4 protein-coding genes are annotated in these 2,647 nt (G+C 62.5%); 1 reads left to right on the top strand and 3 read right to left on the bottom strand.

Going from position 1 to position 2,647, the window contains the following annotated elements:
• A partial coding sequence (locus Q0R23_RS13790) for an ATP-binding domain-containing protein (RefSeq protein WP_293913886.1) occupies window positions 1-199 on the top strand: 199 nt, incomplete at its 5' end.
• On the opposite strand, the gene Q0R23_RS13785 is transcribed toward Q0R23_RS13790, so the two are convergent.
• The 3 genes from Q0R23_RS13785 to Q0R23_RS13775 form a co-directional block, all read right to left on the bottom strand.
• Window positions 189-941, bottom strand: a complete 753-nt coding sequence (locus tag Q0R23_RS13785; RefSeq protein ID WP_293913884.1) for a hypothetical protein — start codon at window positions 939-941, stop codon at window positions 189-191. The genes Q0R23_RS13790 and Q0R23_RS13785 overlap by 11 nt on opposite strands.
• Window positions 942-1,086: 145 nt before the next feature.
• Window positions 1,087-1,857, bottom strand: coding sequence for a hypothetical protein (locus Q0R23_RS13780; RefSeq protein WP_293913882.1), 771 nt, complete (start codon window positions 1,855-1,857; stop codon window positions 1,087-1,089).
• A 95-nt stretch (window positions 1,858-1,952) separates the two neighbouring features.
• Window positions 1,953-2,647, bottom strand: a 695-nt coding sequence (locus Q0R23_RS13775; protein WP_293913880.1) for a hypothetical protein, incomplete at its 5' end; no start/stop codon positions are given.

The following is a 2,647-nucleotide window of genomic DNA, read 5'->3' as shown; positions in this document are numbered from 1 at the left end:
GGGCAGCGAGTGGGGCACGGTGCTGGGCGTGCTGCACGAGGCCCACATGCCGATGCTCTCGCGCAATCTGGCCTACACGGCGCTGACCCGCGCCCGCGAGCGCTTCATCGGCGTGGGCTCGCTCAGCGCCTGGACGCGGGCAGCCGGGAGGCAAAAAGACGAGCGGCACACCGCGCTGCTGGAGCGGATCAGGGGTTGAGGAAACGGGACAGGCTGCCGCGCAGGGACTGGATACTCAGAGGTTGGGCGACAGGCTTGGGAGCGACGAACCAGCGGCTGAGTGGGGAGCTGGACTTCAGGGTCAATTGGATCCCTGCACTGGTGCCGGACGCCTCGACCACCACGCTGTTCCAGCCTTTAACCAGGGTCATGTTGAACGTGACAGTAGTAGACGTTTTACTGACCAGGCAGGTTCTGCTGCCGGTGACGGTATTGGCCGCGTTGGAATAGACGATCCCTCCGGACTGAAGCAGAAGTGAGCCGGGCGTGGTCGTTGTCGCCTGGGTGCTAGAGGCCGTGCCGTTTACCAGTGGTGCGTCAATGCTCGCTGTCTTGACGTTGAGCTGTGCGCCCACCGTTCGGGCAGCGGGATTGCTCTGCGTAACACTGAAAGCTTTGTCGTCGCAAAGTCCATTGACACCATCGAGAAAGCCAGCGGCGGGCAACTTGCTGTCGTCCACCGGATCCTTGAGATTCAGCGTGAAAGCACCACCGCTGCTCAGCGGCGTGCTGAGGAGATCAGTCGTCGCCTCACTCAGGCGCAGGTTGATCTGACCAGCGCCGCCCGTCCAGGGCTTGTCGTCGGCGGCCAAGAGGGTTGGCGCATCAACCAGTGTGCCGCTCAGGTTGAGTGTACCCAGAGAGGGCGTCACGTCGCCGTTACAGGCGGACAGAACGAGGGGGACGAGTAGCGCAGCACCTACCAATGAAAGTCGTTTCACAATATGAAGCTAGCATGCTCGCCGCCATGCCAGGCCGCGAATGTGTACCGTCCTACTCGGTTTGGTTCAAAGTGTACCGATCTGATTCTTTAAATCGTTAACGCCGGTCTAGGGGTTAGGGCAGCGTGGGTTTGGGCGTCAGGCGCTAATTCAACCGTACATACGTGGCCCAGCGGTCCAGGGACGCTCCATTGCTCAGGGTGATGGTGTTTTCACCAGACGCCCCGCTGAGTGCGGGTCCAGTGAACGTGAGCACCAGCGAATTCCAGCCTTTGACCAGACTGACATCGGCCGATTCAGCGATGGTTTTGTTTTCAAAGAGGCAACTCTGGTTACCGGTGATGGTATTTGCCGCATTGGAATATGTGATAAAGCCGACCTTGAGAACCTGGAGGGCTGGGGCAGACGCGGTTGCTAGCGTTATGACTGAATTGGCATTTAATAATTGCTCGTTGATGCTCGCCGACTTGACCTCAAGGTAAGCGAGAGCGTCGCGAGCACCTGGATTGCTGGCTGTCAGTTTGAAGCCAGCAGGGCAATAGCTTTTGAAAAGCAGCGCCAGGCTGTCAGCGCCCAGCTTGCTGTCGTCAACCGTCTCATTCAGATTTAAGGCGAAGGCTCCGGTAGCACTTAGCGCCGTGCTCAGCACCTCTGTTTTGGTGACGGCCAGGATGGCAGTGATCTGTCCAGCTCCTCCGTTCCAGGGGGTGTCTTTCGATGTGTTTGGCGCTCTTGGAATGACCACGCTGCCGCTGATGCTCAGGCTGGCCAGCTTGGGCTCGGCAGGAGGCTCGCCGCTGGGGACAGGCGTGACTGGGCCGGGTTTGAGCGCCGTATCCGTGATGCCCCCACCACTGCAAGCGGTCAACATTGCCGTGCCAAGCAGCAGGCTCCCGATAAGGACGAGTCTGTTCACCACTGTATTGTAGCTGTTGCCTGCGCACCGAAGTATGACAAAGCGGGCCACCCACCCTTCAGCAGCCCGCCTGCTCACATCTACCGACTCAGAACTTACCTGAGTTGCGCCTTCAACTCCTCAACGCCGGTCCAGACACTGCCAGGAGCGGCGGCGCCGTTGCCTGCCGTGCCGTTGACCACGATACCGCCCAGGGTCAGCCCACCCGTGATTCTCACGTTCAGCACGTTCCAGCCCGCCGCCGCGCTCACGCTGACCTGCACGGTGGTGGGGTAGCCGGTGGCGCCCTGGCAGTTGAGCGGGCCGCTGAGCGTCGTGGGCCGGTCGGCGTACAGGTAGGCGCGGCCCCGGACGGTGCGGGAAATCGCCCCCCTCTCGACGTTCAGATCGCCGTAAGTCTTGCCGCCGCCCGCGCTCAGCGTGCCGAAGCCGAAGCCCTGCGCCGAGGTGTCGCCCAGCGTCAGGGTGCCGGTGCAGCCCAGGTCGGTCAGCAGGCCGGTGGCCAGCGACTTTTTGACCGGAGCGAGGGAGTCGGCGCTCGGTAGGGTCAGGGTGAATTTGCCCGCCACGTCGGTGGGAGCGCTGGCCAGTACTGTATTGCCGCTGAGCAGGTCCACGCCCGCCGTACCCGCTCCGGAGAGCTGCCCGGTCAGGACCGGCGTGACCTGGGCGCTCGGCGCCGGATCAGACGTGCCCGGCGCGGTGGTGGAGTCGCTGCAAGCCGCCAGCAGCGAAGCGCCGGTCAGACACAGCGCAAGAAAACGGAACGTGGTGGTGCGCCGCAGGGAGG

It is taken from the genome of Deinococcus sp., from assembly GCF_025362455.1.
Taxonomy (GTDB): Bacteria; Deinococcota; Deinococci; order Deinococcales; family Deinococcaceae; genus Deinococcus.
Note: the sequence above shows the minus strand (reverse complement) of the source record. Positions and strands in the feature narration are given on the sequence as shown.